Consider the following 14127-nt stretch of genomic DNA (forward strand, 5'->3'; position numbering starts at 1 on the left):
CCCCGGGATAAAACCGTGGTGTGTCAGGCCACGGACTCGCGGCCGGCGGTCTCGGACTCGCGGCTGACGGCCTCGGCGGCCTCCTCGGCGGCGGACGCCGCGATGTCGACCGGGTTCTCCCGCGTACGGCGGATGCCGAGGATGCTGATGAACAGCGACGCGAAGATCGTCTGGAAGCTCATGACGAACGCGGTCGCCGAGGGCACGACGAGGCGCAGCGACTCGGCCGGGATCAGCTCGCCGAAGCCGCGACCGCCCCAATGGGCGAGCGAGGCCACCAGGCCGACCAGACCGGCCACGGCCAGGGCGCCACCCGCGAGCAGGCCCTTCTCCAGCGTGACGACGTCCACCAGCCTGCGGATGCGCCGGTCCTCGGGGAGGAAGCCCTCCTCGGCCGCGTACACCTTGGTGAACAGCGCGAACAGCACGGCCTGGAATCCGCTGATCACCATCGCGGACGCGCCGACCAGCGTGTCGACGTCGAAGGCGAGCTTGCCGATGTAGACCGGGCCGAACGTCAGCGCGGCGCCGACGACGAGGCCGAGGCTCATGAGCACCAGGCCCGGGATGAAGAACAGCCAGCGCGGGCTGTACAGCAGGAGGAAGCGCAGGTGGCGCCAGCCGTCCCGCCAGGAGCGCAGGTGCGGCGGGCGGGAGCGGCCGTCGGGCGACAGGGTGGTCGGCACCTCGCGGACGTCGAGCCCCTGCAGGGTCGCCTTCACGACCATCTCGGAGGCGAACTCCATGCCGCCGGTCTGCAGCCCCAGCCGCAGGATGGAGTCGCGGCGGAAGCCCCGCAGGCCGCAGTGGAAGTCGCCGATCGCGCTGGGGAAGAACAGCCGGCCGATGAACGACAGGACCGGGTTGCCCAGGTAGCGGTGCAGCGGGGGCATGGCCCCCGGAGCGATGCCGCCGCGGAACCGGTTGCCCATGACCAGCTCGGCGCCGTCCCGGAGCTGCTCGACGAAGGGCATCAGGTTCGTAAAGTCATAGGAGTCGTCGGCGTCGCCCATGATGACGTACTTGCCGCGCGCGGCGCGGATTCCGCCGATCAGGGCGTTGCCGTAGCCCTTCTCGTCAATGTGGACAACCCGGGCGCCCGCATCGCGGGCCAGCTGTTGCGAGCCGTCGGTGCTGCCGTTGTCGGCGATGACCACCTCGCCGTCGATCCCGTTCTCGCGCATGCACGTGAGAGCCTTGCGAACACAGATCTCCACGGTCTCGGCCTCATTGAGGCATGGCATGACAACGGTAAGTTCCACGTCGCAACTCCTCGCATATGACGGCAGGACACCAATGATGCCCGCTTCCCAGTAGCGTCCGAGTCAAGTCCGCGAAACGGCTGGCATTCTGTAACCGTGACTCCACCCACCGCTGGAGCGGCGGGCTTCCCGCGCCGCCGGCCGAGCGGCGACGCAGAGGACGAGCCCGGCCCGGACAATTCCCATCGCGCCGGCCACGCCGATGTGTACGGCATGCCCGCAGGTCACGCGCCGGATTTCGGCGCGGGCGGCGGAGTTCTCCTTCGCCCCATGCCCGCGGGTTTTCCGTGGCAGGCGCCGACAATCGAGGGGAGGAAGCGCGGAAACACCGGCCGGCCGACGCGGGCCGTGCCCTCCGCGCGACTTTGAATGGTCGCGATCGCTGATCCTCCCTCCGTGGACGCCTCCCCCGCCGGCGGCTGGGGCCGTACGGTCGCCTTGCTGCGCCGGCACCGGGTCTTCGCGGTCGCGCTCGGCGTCGCCTTCGTGCTGCGGATCGTCACGATGCTGGGCTTCGGCCCGGCCATGTGGTTCAACGACTCCTACGACTACGTGTCGGTGGCGCTGCGCCCGCGTCCGCACCCGATCCGCCCGGACGGGTACAGCTTCTGGCTGCTGCTGCTCAAGCCGTTCCACAGTTTCTCGCTGGTGGTGTTTACCCAGCACCTCATGGGCCTGGCGACGGCGTTCCTTATCTATGCGCTGCTGACCAGAAGATTTGGGATGCCAGGCTGGGGGGCGACGCTCGCCGCCGCTCCCGTGATGTTCGACGCCTACCAGATCCAGCTCGAGCAGCTGATCATGTCGGACACCATGTTCATCCTGCTCGTGGTGGGCGTGGTGACGCTCGTGCTGTGGCGGGAGCGGCTGACCTGGCGCGGCGGCACCGTGGTCGGGCTGCTGCTCGCCCTGACGGCGCTGACCCGGAGCATCGGCCTGCCCATCCTCGCCCTGGTCGTGGCGTACCTGGTGATCAAACGGGCGGGCTGGAAGCCGATCGTCGCCATGGTCACCGCGTGCGGGCTGCCCGTGCTCGCGTACATGGGCTGGTTCAAGGCGGTGAACGGCCAGTTCGCGATGACCAACAGCGACGGGGTGATCCTCTACATGAGGACGTCGCTGTTCGCCGACTGCCACAAGATGAACATCGACGAGCGCCGCGAGCTGGAGCTGGCGCTGCTGTGCATCAACGTCGCGCCCAAGGACCGCGGCCTGTCCGCGCAGGCGTACCTGTGGTGGGACGACCAGAACCAGCTCCACGTCTTCGGCTCGGGCATGAAGTTCACCCCGGAGATCAACGCCAACGCGAGCACGTTCGCGAAGAGGGCGATCCTGTCCCAGCCGGGTGACTACCTGGCCGCGGTGGCCAAGGACTTCTTCCGTGCCTTCCAGTGGGGCCGCCCCCGGTTCCCGGACGCCAAGACCTTCCTGCAGTACGAGTTCGACAACGAGTACACCCGCAAGCTGCCCAAGTGGAGCTCCTACCACAGCACCACGGACAAGGACGCCGAGGCGTACGAGAACGGCCCGGCCGCGACGCACGTGGTCTCGCCGTGGTCGGACATCATGATCGGATACCAGACGGTCGTACGGCTGCCGGGCCTCGTGCTGGGCCTGCTGCTGCTGGCCGGCCTGTACGGCGTGGCGCGCCGCTGGCGCGACCTCGGCGGGCCCGCGCTGCTGCCCTGGCTGGGGGCGGCGGGCCTGATCCTGGCCCCGGCGGCGACCGCCGAGTTCGACTACCGCTATCTGCTGCCCGCGGTGCCGCTCGCCTGCCTCGCCGCCGCCCTCACCGCGCGTGATCTTGTAGTTGGCCGCAGGAGTGGCCGCTGATCCGGGCCCCATCGGCGGGACGAACTACAAGGTCACGGCGAGGGGGTGGCGTGGACGGCGTTGTAGAGGTCGCGTTTGGGGACGCCGGCGGACTTGGCCACGTCGGCGATGGCCTGCTTGCGCGGCACGCCCGCGCCCTCACGCCTGGCCACCTCCTCGACCAGTTCCTCGATGCTCGGCGCGGCCTCCTCGGCGGTCCGTCCCGCCACCACCAGCGTGATCTCGCCCCTGACCTCGCCGGCCGCCCATTCGGCCAGCTCGCCGAGGCCCCCGCGCCGCACCTCCTCGTACGTCTTGGTGAGCTCCCGGCAGACGGCGGCGGGCCGCTGGGCCCCGAATGCCTCCGCCATCGCCTCCAGCGTCGCGTGCAGGCGGTGCGGCGCCTCGAAGAACACCATCGTGCGCTCCTCGGCCGCCAGCGCCGCCAGGCGCCTGGCCCGCTCCCCGGGCTTGCGCGGCGGGAACCCCTCGAAGCAGAACCGGTCGCTCGGCAGGCCGGAGACGGCGAGGGCGGTCGTCACCGCCGACGGGCCGGGCAGCGCCGTCACGGGCAGGCCGGCCTCGACCGCGAGGCGGGTGAGCCGGTATCCGGGGTCGGAGACGCCCGGCATCCCGGCGTCGGTGATCACGACCACGGTCCGCCCCTCGCGCAGCGCCTCCAGCAACTCGGCGGCCCGCGCGCTCTCGTTGGCGTCGTAGTAGGACACCACGCGGCCCCCGATGACGATCTCCAGGTCGGCGGCGAGCCGCCGCAGCCTGCGGGTGTCCTCCGCCGCGATCACGTCGGCGGCGGCGAGCAGGTCGCGCAGCCGTGGGGACGCGTCTTTGGGCTGGCCGATCGGGGCCGCGGCGAGAACGAGCACCCGTCCACCCTATGACCGGTGTGAAACATTCATCGCCGAAAGGCCTGTTGCCGCAATCCTCACGTGAGTCGTGTCCATGACGGGGACACACCAGTAATCTGTCGGCGTGACCGTGACCGACCATTCCCACAAGGCGTTCGAGCAGCCGGAAGAGGGAGCGCAGGACGAGGCTCCCACGGTGTCCCTGCGCGACCGGCTGGTGCCGCCCATGCCCGGCAGCGGCATGTGGGGCTGGCTCGGCCCCATCCTGGTCGCCCTGTTCGGCGGCTTCCTGCGGTTCTACCGGCTGGGCACGCCCCACTCGGTCGTCTTCGACGAGACGTACTACGCCAAGGACGCCTTCGCGACCATCAAGTACGGCGTCGAGCGGCAGTTCGTGGAGGGCGCGGACAAGCTCCTGCTCGCCGGCAACGAGAACATCTTCAAGCAGTGCGGCACGGTGGGCGAGTGCGCGTCCTACGTGGTGCACCCGCCGGTCGGCAAGTGGTTGATCGGCCTCGGCGAGCTGATCTTCGGCGCGAACCCCTTCGGCTGGCGCTTCGCCGCCGCGCTGCTCGGCTCGCTGTCCATCCTGATCCTCGCCCGCACGGCCCGCAGGATGACCCGCTCGACGCTGCTCGGCTGCGTGGCCGGCCTGCTGCTGTCCCTCGACGCCCTCCACTTCGTGCTGTCCCGTACGGCGCTGCTGGACATCTTCCTGATGTTCTGGGTGCTCGCCGGGTTCGCCTGCCTGGTGGCCGACCGCGACTGGTTCCGCAGCCGCCTGGCCGACTGGCACGAGGCGGGATCGCCGGCCGGCGGGGCGCGGCTGGGCCTGCGGCCCTGGCGCCTGGCCGCCGGGCTGTGCCTGGGCGCGGCCATGGCCACCAAGTGGACCGGCGGCCTCTACATCGCCGCTTTCGCGATCATGTCGCTGCTGTGGGACGCGGGCGCCCGGCGGGCCGTCGGGACCGGCCGGCCGTACGGCACGGTCGTCCGCCGCGACCTGCCGCTCGCCGCGGCGTGGATGGCGGTCGTCCCGGTCGTCACCTACGTCGTCTCGTTCACGGGATGGTTCGTCACCGACAAGGGATATGGCCGCAACTGGGACCAGGCCACCGCGAACGGGCCGGTCTTCTTCGTCATCGACTCGTTCCGGTCGTGGTTCGACTACCAGAAGCAGGTGCTCACCTTCCACACCGGCCTGGAGACGAGCCATCCGTACCAGTCCGAGCCCTGGCAGTGGCCGCTGCTGCTGCGCCCAGTGGCGTTCTTCTACGAGTCGCCGAAGAACTGCGGCGCCGCCTCCTGCTCCTGGGCGGTCCTCGGGACCGGGACGCCGATCATCTGGTTCGCCGGCGCCATCGCGCTGATCGGCATGATCGCCTGGTACGTCGCGACCCGCGACTGGCGCGCCGGCGCGGTGCTGCTCGGCTACGCCGCCGGGTGGCTGCCCTGGTTCTACTTCGCCATCGCGGACAACCGGACGATGTTCATGTTCTACGCGATGCCGATGGTGCCGTTCATGATCTTGGCGCTCGTGCTGGTCTGCGGGCTGATCATCGGGAGAGAGAGCCCGGCCCGGCCCAACCGGCGCGTGGTCGGCTCGGCCGTGGTCGGCGCGTTCGTGCTCCTGGCCCTGGTCAACTTCGGCTGGCTCTATCCCGTCATCGCCGCCGAGGTCATCCCGTACGACTCCTGGCACGCGAGGATGCTGTTCGACCGGTGGATCTGAGACCCCCGTATCGTTGGGCGCATAGCGTTGCGCTCAGAGGGGGTGGTCGCGAGTGATACCGGGTCGTCGTCAACGATGGGGTCGATACGGCAGACTGCGGGTCATGCCCGCACCTGACGTCGCCGCGCTCCTCGCCCAGCTGGAGCGCTCCGATCCGGACATCGCCGAGCCCGCCCGCGTCGCGGTCGAGTGGCTCGCCGGTGGCGAGGCGCTGGAGACCATCAGCCAGTTCGACGTGTGCGAGTTCCTCTGGTACACGCTGCCGATCAAGGTGCCGGGCGACCAGGCGACCATCGCGCGCGCCCTCGGCGAGCTGCTGAGGCTCGCCGGCATGGAGCGCTACGCCGCCCTGTGCGACTCCCCCGCCACCGCCCGGATCCTGCTGACGTACGCCAGGGAGGGCGAGGAGGCCGGGGCCGCGGCCTACCACCGGGAGCTGGAGGCCACCGGAGTGGTCCCCCCGGACATCGCCGAGCTGTCGTGGAGCTCGATCATGGGGCCGGAGGAGCTCGGGGCGCACGTCGCCTGCGCGGCCGCCCTGGAGCTGGCCATCGTCGCCGGAGACCCGGTGGACCGCGAGGAGCTGACCCGCCGCTGGCTCACCACCCCCCGTCCCGAGCTGGGCGGCGACTGCTGGCTGCACCGGGTCCACGGCGAGCGGCTGAACCGCTGGGTGCTCGGGCGCGGCACCGCCCGCCGCGAGCTCGCCCAGCCCTTCGAGGTGCGGCTGCACGCGCCGATCGCGGCTCCGGACGAGCCGCACCTGGAACCGCTGCGCTGGCTGCTCGGCCTGGCCCGCACGGGGGTCCGCCTCACCGAGCGGCTCAACGTCGGGCGGGCCGTGGCCGTCGAGGCGGCCGGCCGGTTCGGCTGGGCGGATCGGACGGTGCGCGGCGAGAACGACGTACCGGCCCTCACCGAACTACGGCAGATCGCCGTGGACGACCTCGGCGCGCTGCGGCGCAGCGGGCGGAGGCTGGTGCTCACCACCACGGGCAGGAACCTGCTGGACGACCGCGCCGCCCTGTGGGAGGCGGCCACGACCACGTTGCTCGTCCCCGCCCCCGGAGAGCACGACTTCGAGGTCTCCATCCGCGAGTCGGCGCTGATGATCCTGGTGGACGGCGGCGTGGTGCGGGACGACGAGCTGCGCGACCGGGTCGCCGAAGTGGTCAACGGCGAGGGCTGGCGCACGACGGACGGCGGCCGGGTCGGCGGCGCCGACCTCACCGGCCCGCTCGCCCGGCTCCGCCACCGCCTCGACGCCCTGGGCCTGGGGGCCGCGACCCACACACCCGAGGCCGCGTCCCAGGAGCCCGGGGCGGCGTCCCAGGAGCCCGGGGCGGCGGGACGGGAACCCGGGGCGGCGGGACGGGAACCCGTGCGGCGTGCCGGGGGCGCGAAGACCTGGCGGCTCACGACCGCCGGGCGCCGCGCCGCGCTGGCCGCGCTGCGCGCCCAGGCACTGCGCCCCCGGCAGTACGCCGGCCTCGGCTGAACCGGGCGGGCCCCCGCGTGCTGTACGGGGACGCCCCCGGCGCGGTTGAGGGCCTCAGCTGGTGACGATCTTCCTGGTGCAGGGCTCGCCGTTGAGATGCCACTGCACGGGGTTGGAGTCGCCCCCGGAGTAGGAGCCGTTGAAGCCGAGGTGCACCGTCTGATGGGGACCGATGTCGGTAGCCCAGGAGGGGGCCGCCGCCGTCACCTCGGAACCGGTCTGGGACCAGGTGGCGGACCATCCCGAGGTCACCGTCTGGCCGGGGTCGGTGAAGAGGAACGTGAGCCGCCAGTCCCTTACGGGCGTGGTGCTCGTGTTGGTGACCTCGATGGTCGCGGTCATCCCGCCCGTCCAGGTGACCGGCCGGTACACCACCTGGCAGTGGATCGTCTGCGGGAAGGACGGCGACGGCGTGGCGATGATGTCGTTGTAGATCCTCACGGTCACGGATCCCGACGCGGGTGAGACTGCCCCCTGTGTGTCGACGGCCACGACGTGCAACTCGTGGTCCACGAATGCGACACCGCTGGGCGGCCAGCCCAGAGCGAAGCTGCCACCGGTGGCGTTGGGCCCGAAGGTCGCCACGGCGGACGTGACGCCGCCCCGCGTCTCCTGCACCCGGTAGCAGGCGATGCCGTCCTCGTCGGTGGCGGGGGCCCAGCGCAGGCTGACCGCGTTCAGGAACACGTTGACGATCTCCGGCGTCCCCGGCGCGGTCGGCGGCGTGCCCGACGGCGATGTGCTCGGCTCGCACGGGATGGGCGTGGGCGGCGGCGGCGCCGTCGTGAGGGCGTAGGCCGTGGCCCCCGACTCGGTCTCGACCACCGCCGGCACGACGAGCGCGGCGGCCGCCAGGAGCACCGCCGTCATCCAGGCGCTCATCTCCGTCTTCGAACTCATCGTCCGCACTCCTCGTGTCGGTTGACGGCCCCGGTGACGGTGATCGTCCGCGTCGGACGGCGGCCGGTCAACGGACGCCGGCGCGGCAGGCCGTCCGCGCCTGGTGGGCGGTGCGCGGCTCTGCAACTTTCAACCGCGGCGGCCTTCGAGGACCTCCAGATAGTGGGCGTTGTACATGATCCCCAGGATGTTGCCGAACGGGTCGGTCACCGAGGCGGTCACGAAGCCGGGGCCGCGCTCCGTCGGCGCCTCGTGCTGCTTCGCGCCCATCGACAGCAGTCTGCCGAGGCTCGCCGCCACGTCGTCGACGTGCCAGTAGACGACGGCCCCGGCCGGTTCGGTGGTCGGGTGCGGCGCGTAGCGGCGGTCGATGAAACCGAGTTCGTGCTGGTGGTCACCGAGGCGGAACTCGGCGTAGGCGAGCCGCCCGTCCGGCCCCCGGCGCTCGAAGTAGGCCTCCACGCCGAGCACTTCCGCGTACCACCTCGTCGCCTCCTCGACGTCATCGGCCCAGAAATTCACGGTCGTCAGTCCACGCAACATCGGTTGCTCCCTTCGTCGATGACGTGAACGTTAGAAGGCATTGAGGAACGTGCGGTTCCTCAATGAACGGGATACTGCTCGGCATGCTGGAAACCTCCGTACGGCTGCTGCGGATGCTGGCGCTGCTCCAGACCCGGCCCGGCTGGTCGGGTGCCGACCTGGCGGACCGGCTCGGCGTGACCACGAGGACCGTGCGCAACGACGTCGAACGGCTGCGCCACCTGGGGTACGAGATCCGCTCGACCACCGGCGCGGCCGGCGGATACCGGCTGGGAGCGGGGTCCTCCCTGCCCCCGCTGCTGCTCGACGACGAGGAGGTCGTCGCGGTGGTCGTCAGCCTGCAGGCCGCCGCGGGCAGCACCGTGACCGGCATCGAGGAGACCTCGCTGCGCGCGCTCACCAAGCTCCAGCGGATGCTGCCGTCCCGGCTGCGCCACCGGATCGAGGCCGTGCGCGCCGCGACGGTCGCGGTGCCGGGGCACGGTCCCACGGTGGACCCGGAGACGCTGACCTCGATCGCCGCGGCCATCCGCGACCACGAGACGCTGCGCTTCGACTACCTCGACCACCGGGGGCACGAGGGGCGCCGCACGGCCGAGCCGCACCGGCTCGTCTTCACCGGGCGGCGCTGGTATCTGCTGGCCTGGGACGTCGACCGCCGCGACTGGCGGACCTTCCGCGCCGACCGGGTGCGGCCGCGCGTCCCGAACGGCCCCCGGTTCACCCCGCGCGAACCGCCCGAGGGCGACGCCGCCGCCCACGTCGTACGCGGGACGGGCTCGGCCGCCTGGAGGCACCGGGCCGTCGTACGGCTGCACGCTCCCGTCGACGTCATGGGCGCGCGGCTCACCGCCGCGGCCGGGCTGCTGCGTGCCGACGGGGCGGACGCCTGCGTGCTGGAGACCGGCGGCGACTCACTGCACAACCTGACGACCTTCCTCACCTCGCTCGACGTGCCCTTCACCGTGCTCGACCCGCCCGGCCTGCGCGCCCACCTGCGTACGCTCGCCGGGCGCTACCTGGCCGCGGGGGCGGATAACGTGTGAGGTCATGCCGGACGAGACGATCGCCAAGGAAGACGACATCCGGAGCGTGAACGCGTTCTGGCGGAGCCTGGGCCTGCCCGGCCTCGTCGACGTGCACACCCATTTCATGCCGCACCGCGTCCTGACCAAGGTGTGGGCCTACTTCGACTCCGCCGGGCCGCTGGTCGGCAGGGCCTGGCCCATCACGTACCGGCTGCCCGAGGACGACCGCGTCGAACGGCTCAGGACCTTCGGCGTGCGGGCGTTCACCTCCATGCTCTATCCCCACAAGCCCGGCATGGCCGAGTGGCTGAACGACTGGGCCGCCGGCTTCGCCGCCCGGGTCCCCGGCTGCCTGCACACGGCGACGTTCTTCCCCGAGCCCGGCGCCTCGCGGTACGTCGCGCGGGCGATCGAGGCGGGCGCCCGGGTGTTCAAGGCGCATCTCCAGGTCGGCGCGTACGACCCGAACGACCCGCTGCTCGACGGGGTCTGGGGGCTGCTGGAGGACCACGGCGTCCCGGTGGTCACGCACTGCGGGTCGGGCCCGGTTCCCGGGCCCCACACCGGGCCGGAACCGATCGCGGCCCTGCTCTCCCGGTATCCCCGGCTGCGGCTCGTGATCGCCCACATGGGCACTCCCGAGTACGCCGAGTTCCTCGCGCTGGCCCTGCGTCATCCGTCGGTCTGCCTGGACACGACGATGGCCTTCACCCGCTTCACCGAGGAGACCGCGCCCTTCCCCCGGGGTGCCATGCCGCTCCTGCTGGATCTTCAGGACCGCGTCCTGCTCGGCACCGACTTCCCCAACATCCCCTACCCGTACGCCGAGGCGCTGTCGGCCCTGGCCGACCTGGACCTCGGGGACGGGTGGCTGCGCGCCGTCTGCCACGACAACGCCGCCGGGGTCTTCGGCCTCCGGTCGGTCACGCCGGGGACATGACCTCGTAGAGGTTGCGCGCCGCGTCGACGAAGAACAGCCCGCGCGGACACAGTGGATGGTCGATCCGGCCGTTGTCGGGCTCGGCAGGATCGTTGCCGTAGGGCACCCCGGCCTCCCGCAGGCGGGCCAGGATCCCGTCGAACGTGACCGAGTCCACGTCGAAGGCCAGATGCACGCCGACGGGGTCCGCCACGGTCATGAAGTCCAGGGTCAGCGTGTCGTTCACCCGTACGGGCGCGAAGTGGCCGTCCCGTCCGGCGGGCGGGAGCTCCGGCAGACCCATGACCGAGGCGAAGAACCGGGCCGCCTCGCGGTTGTCCACGGCGGGGACGATGGTGTGGTTGAGCGTGACGGTCATGCCGCGCTCTCCCGGCTCTTGAGGGTGCCGTGCAGGAGGATGTCGACGAGTTCCTCCGGGGACGGCCCCTGGGAACGGGTGAAGAGCATCCCCAGGAAGACCGAGGCGATCTTCTCGGGTTCCAGGCGCAGCGCCGAGCGGTCGGGTTCGATCAGTTCGACGATCGCCTCCCGAGTCGCCTTCATCGAGGCCTCCCTGCTTCCCGGGGACGGCCGGTCACCTTCCCGGTCACCTTCGCGGTCGCCTTCGCGGGCACCGTCCCGATCGCCGCGGCCTCGCTCGCGGCGGTGACCGGTGCCGTGCAGGGCCCCGATCACGGTCCCCATGCGTCCCAGGTGGGCGCGCAGTGCCTCGGCCGCCTGTGTCAGCCGATCGGGAAGCGGTTCGCCGAGGGAAATCGAGGCCAGCTCGCGCAGCACGTGGCCGGGGTTCATCGCCTCGGTCAGGCACGCGTCGAGCAGTTCGTCCTTGTCGCCGAAGGCCCTGAAGACGGTGCCCTCGCCGATGCCGGCGGCCCGGGCGATCTGACCGGTGGTGACGGCGGCGCCGTGCTCGGCGACCAGCGGAAGCGCCGCGGCGACGATCATCGCCCGGCGCTGCTCGGTGCTCATCGCCGGCGCGCGCCGGCGTGTGGGGGAATCTGTCATGCCTCCGACAGTACGGAGTGAGTACTCACTCCGTCAATGGATTTGTGGGAAGGCTGTCGTCGGCCGGACCCGCCGCCGTGGCGGGAACGGCCGTGAGGCGCAGGACGAAACGGGCGCCGACGGGGCTGTCCTCGATTCCCAGGCTGCCTCCGTGGGTCTCCGCGATCTGCCTGGCTATCGCCAGACCCAGCCCCGCGCCCCCCGCGTCCCTGCTGCGCGCCGCGTCAAGCCGGATGAACCGGTCGAACACCAACTCGCGCTTGTCCCGGTCGATGCCCGGCCCGTCGTCGACCACTTCCAGCACGGCCGCGCCGTGATCCTCGCCGGGTTCGTGCCGTACGGACACGGTGATCGTCGTCTTGGCATGCCGTTCGGCGTTGTCGAGGAGGTTGGTCAGCAGCCGAGCGAGACCCACCCTGTCGCCGACCACGACGACCCCCGGCTCGAGCGCGCACTCGACACGCTTGGCCGGGTGACGGCGGTTGCGCAGCTCCGCGGACACGAGCTCGGCCAGATCGAGCCTGCACTGCTCGCCGCACACGCCGTGATCCAGCCGATCGAGGGTCAGCAGGTCGTGCACGATCGCCTGCAGCCGGTCGAGGCTGGGCAGGAGGACCGAACCCAGCTCGGGCACGCTGGTCTCCTCCGGCGCGAGAAGGCCGTCCTCCACCTCGGCACGCATGGCGGCTATCGGGGTGCGCAGATCGTGGGAGGCGTTGGAGACGAACTGGCGCTGGTGCCGCAGCGCGCTCTGCACCTGCTGCAACGCGCCGTCCAACCGGCTCAGCGTGCGGTTGACGCTGTCGGCCATCGCCCGGATCTCGTCATTTGTGGGCGGCACCGGCACCCGGCGGCCGGGGCAGTTTCCGTTGATCTCATCCAGCTCCGCGCGAATGGCGTTCACCGGTCTGAGCGATGCCCGCACGTTCCGGAAGCCGACATAGGTGATGGCCGCGGCCAGCGCCGCCGCACTCGCCCCCACCAGCCCGGCCAGCCAGGTATCCACCCAGGGCGGCACCACCGGGGAGGCGCTGTAGACCATCCATCTCTCGCCCATGCGGTGCGCCCACTGCGCCACGACGATGTTGCATTCGGCGGCCGGGAAGTCGCCGCCGCACACGACGCAGGTGGTGCTGTTCCTGGTGTCCGGCGGAACGAAGCGCGCCATTCTCGGCTTGCCCTGCATCTTCGTGGTCGACGCGACCACGCGGCCGGACGGGTCGAGCACCTGGAGATCGCGCGACTTGTATTCGACGAGAGGGTAGGTCAGTTGCCCCCGCTCGAGCTCGACGGCCACCCGGCCACCCGCCACCGCGACCTCCCTGGTGACGGTGTCGCTGACGTAACGATGAAAGCCCATCATGACGGACATGGCCAGCAGCGCACACAGCAGGACGGCCGTCGCCCCGGTGAACAGGGTGATCCGGCGCGTGATGGAGAAGCGGTCGTGCAGGCGCATCCTCCCCCCTCCTGGCCAGTGGACCACATGGGGCGGAAAGAGCCGGAAAAGAAGTGGCCGCCCGAACCCGACAGGTCGCCACGGTCCCATCCGCATCTCCGGCGGAACACCAAGGGTTCCCCGGCTCTCGTCCTCGTACGCTCACGACGGCGGGGTGGGACACGCGTGGCCGCTCAGACGGTCGCGCGGAGAAGCAGAGAGGCCGGTCCCGCTGGGCGGAACCGGCCTCTGTCGTGGTGGAGCTATGGGGATTTGAACCCCAGACCCCTTCGATGCGAACGAAGTGCGCTACCGGACTGCGCTATAGCCCCAACGACCTCGACTAGATTAGCAAACTCTGCGGGGTGTTCGCGCCACCGAATCAGTCTCCGGCCGCGCGGCGTCCGTCGGCGTACTGGTCGAAGACCTGGACGCGCCTGCGCGCCTCGAACTTGATGATCTCCGCCTCGCGGGCCAGCGCGGCCAGAGCGCGGCGGCGTTCCCGCTGGCGGCGCAGCTGCTCGGCCCGCGCCCGGGCGGCCTTCTCCCGCTGCTCCCTGTCCACGCGCACGGCCACCCGCAGCACGGCGAGGTAGCCGACGATGAGCACGCCCGAGGGCGCGACGGCCCACCAGGGCATCACGCGGACGGCCGCGGTGACCACGGAGGCCAGCACGAGCAGGATGCTCCACAGGAGCCGCCGCCGGCGCCGGGCGAGGATCCGGGCGCGGCGGTGGGCGGCGACGCGGCGAGCCCGCGCGTGCCGCTCCGCCGCGACCTGCTCCGCCGTGACGGTCTCGGCCTGGTCCGCGGTGACGATCTCGGCGCCCGGCGCGACCTCTGCGGAGGCCACGGCCGGCGGTGTGACGACCGTGTCGGCGTCGCCGCCCTCCGCCTCGCCGCCGGCGTCGTCGGAGCCGGCCTCCGAGAAGTCCTCGGCGGAGACGGCGGGGTCGGCGGCGGGCGGCTCGGACAGCGTGGACGCCTCCGCCTGCTCCTCGAACAGGTCGTCGTCGATGTGCCGGTCCCTACGCAGCCACATGGGCAGCAGGACGCTGAGCCACATGACGACGATGGCGAGGTAGAGGACGGCGCTACCCATG

Annotated in this window: 13 protein-coding genes and 1 tRNA gene; 5 read left to right on the forward strand and 9 right to left on the reverse strand. The window is 71.4% G+C overall.

Going from position 1 to position 14127, the window contains the following annotated elements:
* Positions 1-23: 23 nt before the first annotated feature.
* The gene (locus tag HHX30_RS20175; RefSeq protein WP_311922626.1) at positions 24-1262 is read right to left on the reverse strand and encodes a glycosyltransferase family 2 protein; all 1239 of its coding nucleotides are present in this window, start codon (positions 1260-1262) and stop codon (positions 24-26) included.
* Positions 1263-1658: 396 nt separating this feature from the next.
* Between HHX30_RS20175 and HHX30_RS20180 the strand changes: the two genes are divergently transcribed.
* The gene (locus HHX30_RS20180) at positions 1659-3095 is read left to right on the forward strand and encodes a hypothetical protein (protein WP_311922627.1); all 1437 of its coding nucleotides are present in this window, start codon (positions 1659-1661) and stop codon (positions 3093-3095) included.
* Between the two features lie 32 nt (positions 3096-3127).
* Here the strand turns inward: HHX30_RS20180 and rsmI are convergent, their stop codons facing one another.
* Positions 3128-3958 (reverse strand): 16S rRNA (cytidine(1402)-2'-O)-methyltransferase, encoded by an 831-nt coding sequence (rsmI, locus tag HHX30_RS20185; protein WP_169983512.1) that lies wholly within the window; start codon positions 3956-3958, stop codon positions 3128-3130.
* A gap of 106 nt (positions 3959-4064) precedes the next feature.
* On the opposite strand from rsmI, the gene HHX30_RS20190 reads away from it, so the two are divergent.
* Both HHX30_RS20190 and HHX30_RS20195 read left to right on the forward strand, forming a co-directional pair.
* Entirely contained in the window at positions 4065-5672 is a 1608-nt protein-coding gene (locus HHX30_RS20190; protein ID WP_169983513.1) for a phospholipid carrier-dependent glycosyltransferase, read from the forward strand.
* Between the two features lie 103 nt (positions 5673-5775).
* Entirely contained in the window at positions 5776-7170 is a 1395-nt protein-coding gene (locus HHX30_RS20195) for a hypothetical protein (protein WP_169983514.1), read from the forward strand.
* A 54-nt stretch (positions 7171-7224) separates the two neighbouring features.
* On the opposite strand, the gene HHX30_RS20200 is transcribed toward HHX30_RS20195, so the two are convergent.
* Both HHX30_RS20200 and HHX30_RS20205 read right to left on the reverse strand, forming a co-directional pair.
* Positions 7225-8070: a cellulose binding domain-containing protein gene (locus HHX30_RS20200; protein ID WP_169983515.1), complete on the reverse strand. Its 846-nt coding sequence runs from the start codon at positions 8068-8070 to the stop codon at positions 7225-7227.
* Positions 8071-8199: 129 nt separating this feature from the next.
* Complete coding sequence (locus tag HHX30_RS20205) at positions 8200-8613, reverse strand: VOC family protein (RefSeq protein ID WP_169983516.1); 414 nt, start codon at positions 8611-8613, stop codon at positions 8200-8202.
* Positions 8614-8696: 83 nt separating this feature from the next.
* Between HHX30_RS20205 and HHX30_RS20210 the strand changes: the two genes are divergently transcribed.
* Positions 8697-9659 (forward strand): YafY family protein, encoded by a 963-nt coding sequence (locus HHX30_RS20210; protein WP_169983586.1) that lies wholly within the window; start codon positions 8697-8699, stop codon positions 9657-9659.
* Between the two features lie 4 nt (positions 9660-9663).
* Positions 9664-10581, forward strand: coding sequence for an amidohydrolase family protein (locus tag HHX30_RS20215; RefSeq protein WP_169983517.1), 918 nt, complete (start codon positions 9664-9666; stop codon positions 10579-10581).
* Here HHX30_RS20215 and HHX30_RS20220 read toward each other — a convergent pair.
* From HHX30_RS20220 to HHX30_RS20240, 5 genes are all read right to left on the reverse strand, one after another.
* On the reverse strand, positions 10565-10939 hold the full coding sequence (locus HHX30_RS20220; RefSeq protein WP_169983518.1) for a VOC family protein: 375 nt from the start codon (positions 10937-10939) through the stop codon (positions 10565-10567). The genes HHX30_RS20215 and HHX30_RS20220 overlap by 17 nt on opposite strands.
* Positions 10936-11586, reverse strand: a complete 651-nt coding sequence (locus tag HHX30_RS20225; protein WP_249350227.1) for a TetR/AcrR family transcriptional regulator — start codon at positions 11584-11586, stop codon at positions 10936-10938. The genes HHX30_RS20220 and HHX30_RS20225 overlap by 4 nt, the downstream gene beginning before the upstream one ends.
* Before the next feature lie 25 nt (positions 11587-11611).
* On the reverse strand, positions 11612-13045 hold the full coding sequence (locus tag HHX30_RS20230; protein WP_169983519.1) for a cell wall metabolism sensor histidine kinase WalK: 1434 nt from the start codon (positions 13043-13045) through the stop codon (positions 11612-11614).
* A gap of 234 nt (positions 13046-13279) precedes the next feature.
* Positions 13280-13356, reverse strand: a tRNA-Ala gene (locus tag HHX30_RS20235).
* A gap of 50 nt (positions 13357-13406) precedes the next feature.
* Positions 13407-14126, reverse strand: coding sequence for a hypothetical protein (locus HHX30_RS20240; RefSeq protein WP_169983520.1), 720 nt, complete (start codon positions 14124-14126; stop codon positions 13407-13409).
* Between the last annotated feature and the right edge of the window lies 1 nt (position 14127).

Origin of the sequence: Microbispora sp. H10836, assembly GCF_012999525.1 — a bacterium.
Classification (GTDB): Bacteria; Actinomycetota; Actinomycetes; order Streptosporangiales; family Streptosporangiaceae; genus Microbispora.